The organism is bacterium, assembly GCA_040757115.1.
Classification (GTDB): Bacteria; UBA9089; CG2-30-40-21; order CG2-30-40-21; family SBAY01; genus JBFLXS01.
This window is the reverse complement of sequence record JBFLYA010000370.1, coordinates 1-2,753: the sequence shown is the minus strand read 5'-3', so window position 1 is coordinate 2,753 and position 2,753 is coordinate 1. Positions and strand designations below refer to the sequence as shown.

General features: G+C 43.8%; 2 protein-coding genes. Both read left to right on the top strand.

Annotated elements, in window-relative coordinates:
* Nucleotides 1–545: 545 nt before the first annotated feature.
* Nucleotides 546–1,460 carry a restriction endonuclease gene (locus tag AB1422_18760; protein ID MEW6621342.1) on the top strand — a complete coding sequence of 305 codons (915 nt, stop codon included), beginning with the start codon at nt 546–548 and terminating at the stop codon, nt 1,458–1,460.
* Between the two features lie 428 nt (nt 1,461–1,888).
* Nucleotides 1,889–2,380 (top strand): hypothetical protein, encoded by a 492-nt coding sequence (locus AB1422_18755; GenBank protein ID MEW6621341.1) that lies wholly within the window; start codon nt 1,889–1,891, stop codon nt 2,378–2,380.
* Nucleotides 2,381–2,753: the final 373 nt, after the last annotated feature.

Below are 2,753 nucleotides of genomic sequence, written 5' to 3'. Positions count from 1 at the left end.
TATTAAGTAAAGTAGAGAGGGGGAAGTATGAGGTTACAGATAAGATGTTTCGAGCTTATATAAGATTATTTAAAGTAGAAAATGACAATAATGACAAAAAATAGGTTTTAATGTCATGTTTGTCATGTAAACAAAATTTGGTTTTTTGGGGAATAAATGATCGAGACTTCGCCTAACATTGTGTATCTAAAAGGGCTACAGCCCCATTTTTCTTCCGCTATGCACCAGAAAAATGTCAGATACACAAAACCGATAACCAAAATGTCGCTTCGCTCCATTTTGCGGGGCACCCGCCTCAGGCGGGTCGGGGATGCGGATGAGCGAAAGGCGGAAGCTTTATGTAACTCAAAGGGAATCTTTGAAAAAGGGAAGTTGCGAAGCGTCACTTCGGCTATCAGCGGCGCCGGGGAACCTACAGGGTGGGTCGCACGAAGTGGATCGGGGCTGAAGCCAAAACTTGTAGTGAGCCTGTCGAACCTATGCCCCTAAAGGGGCAGTTCGCTCATCCGCATCCCGTTAGACGAACCGCAAAGGTAGGTATGTTAATGATAAACCGTCTCCCATTCGAAATAAAAGAGGCTATTGTACAGGTATGTGGGAAGGCATTTTGGTTGAAGGATCCCTTCCGTTCCTTTCTCCTATCCGCTGGCGTGCCACCTGAGATCTATGACCGCTTCGCTCATGAATCCAAATACAAGATTATTAGACACATCCTTGCTGAATTGGAAGCCTTAGATGAAGAGGGTTTTCTGATCCAGCGGAGGATTGTGTCAGAGCTTTGCAATCTTCGGAATGTACCTGACGAATCGGTTCCGGATCGAAATGCTGCGCTAAAGGCTTTAAAGTGGTTAAAGGAGCTTGCCATTACACAGAAACTTGTCGCTGAAGAAGAAAAGAGCGCTGCAGATCAAAGGGCACAGGAAGCCCGCCGTAAGCAGGCTGCGCTCGCAGCCAGAGCACAGAAAATGGAGGAGCTACGAAACACGTTTGCCTCTATGGTTATGAGTCGAGATGATCCGCAAAAGCGAGGCTATGGGCTTGAGGACATCCTTGCTGAGCTCTTTGAGGCGCATGAAATTTCTTACCGCCGCCCCTATCGGACGGCCACGGAGCAGATCGATGGCTACTTCGAATTCAAGGGTTTTGATTATCTCGTCGAGGCCAGATGGCGAGCCGAGCCTCCTTCAGAAGCAGACCTCGCTGCTTTCAAGACGAAAGTCGACAAAAAGCTAGAGAGTACAAGAGGTATTTTCTTCTCCATCGTTGGCTTTCGACCAGAAGTCATCTCGGAGTTTACTCGAGGGGTCAGCTCCAACATAGTATTGTTTGATGGTTCAGACTTGAGCTTAATTCTAGAGGGCCATATTTCTCTCATCGATGCATTAGATCTCAAGATTCAAAAGGCTGCGCAAGAGGGGATCATATACTTTCCGCTCCGGAATCGGTTTGGTACGAGTTGAAGGTGGTTCAGCTAACAGCGGATAAAAGGGAAATCAAAGATTTCCCCAAATTCACCTACCGGCTAACTTCTTTTATCCGCAACACGATAACCAAAATGACGCTTCGCTCGAACCCTTTGAGTTCGCATTTTGGTTATTGGGATACAGATGAGCCAAAGGCTTCAGCCAGATGTAGTTCGGAAGTTTTTCTTGAAATCGGAAGTGGCGAAGCGTCATTTTGGCTATCAGCAGCGGTGGCGGGGGAACACACAGGGTGGGGCGCGCTTGCGGGTCGGGGCTGAAGCCAAAACTTATAGTGAGCCTGTCGAACCTATGCCCCTTTCGGGGCACTTCGCTCATCCGCACCCCGTTATATGAAATTCCGAACCCTTGCTTGGGGAAAGGAGAATATTTAAAGGTCAAAGATAATCTATATAGAGGTGAAAAATATGTCTAAAAAACGCAAATCCTGGAAAGAAAAATTGGAGGATAGCAAAGGGCTTCCGAAAACAATAAAAATACCGCCAAAAATGGTCGGTAAATGGGGAACGAAAAAAATTGGTGATACAATGGTAATCCCGGCGCCAATTGAAGTTGATGAAATTATGAGAGAGGTTCCTAATGGAAAGATTGTTACAATTAATGAAATTCGAAACGCTCTTGCAAAAAAACACAATACCACAATTGCTTGTCCAATGACCACTGGGATTTTTGCTCGAATTGCCGCTGAAGCAGCAACAGAGTCAATAAGTAAAGGAGAAAAAAATACCACTCCTTATTGGCGAACATTAAAAGTTGATGGGATAATAAATGAAAAATATCCTGGTGGAATCGAAAGTCAAAAGAAACTTTTAGAAAAGGAGGGACATAAAGTAATCCAAAAAGGCAAAAAATATCTTGTTGTCGATTTTGAGAAATGTTTGGTAGAACCACAAATATAAGGAGATGAGTGCAAAGTAAAAGAATGAGTGGGGTGCGGAACTCTGCGGAAACCTTCGGTTTCCTTGCCTCGCCTTCGGCGAGGTCATATAACAGACGGGTATCTGGCTTCGGTGCTTCGCACCTCCGCCCAAATCCTCACTTCGCTCGGACTTCAGATACCCACCAGGCGTTATGCGAAATAGTAAATTTAATGGAGATTTTATCCTGTGCAGGTAGGTTTAAAATTATTATTCTTCCCTTACCTTTTGTGTAATACAAAATCAAAAATTAAATATTAAAATGCAAAATGACATATCAAATATCATATCAAAAATCAAAGAGCAAATATCAAAATTAAGGAATTCTTTTATTCTTATTTTTGATTTTTAATAT